Here is a 359-nt window from a genome sequence, read left to right as displayed (position 1 = left end):
AGCTGCGCCGTCCTGTCGATCGCCGACCATATCGCCCTGGAGATCCGTCGTGGGGGTGTCGGTGGTCGAGCTGGAGGAAGTGATGACGATTCTGGAATTGCACCGGCAAGGGCTGAGTATTTCGGCCATCGCTGTTCGACTGAGTATGGACCGCAAGACCGTTCGTAAATACATCAGGAATGGCGTTCAGGCGCCGCGTTACGGGCCGCGCGCACCGCGACCGTGCGTGGTCGATCCGTTCGTTCACTACGTCACCGAACGTGTACGCGAGTTTCCCGACCTGAGCGTCGAGCGACTGCTGCGCGAGATTCGGGCCATGGGGTACACCGGTGGCCGCACGGCGCTGGGCGACTTGGTTC

1 pseudogene is annotated in these 359 nt (G+C 62.7%); it reads left to right on the top strand.

Going from position 1 to position 359, the window contains the following annotated elements:
• Nucleotides 1–49 precede the first annotated feature (49 nt).
• A pseudogene (locus HWX36_RS36755) lies at nucleotides 50–359 on the top strand (helix-turn-helix domain-containing protein); the annotation flags it as partial.

The organism is Burkholderia sp. BCC0405, assembly GCF_902833075.1.
Classification (GTDB): domain Bacteria; phylum Pseudomonadota; class Gammaproteobacteria; order Burkholderiales; family Burkholderiaceae; genus Burkholderia.
The sequence above is the reverse complement of the archived record's forward strand: the minus strand, read 5'-3'. Positions and strand labels throughout refer to the sequence as shown.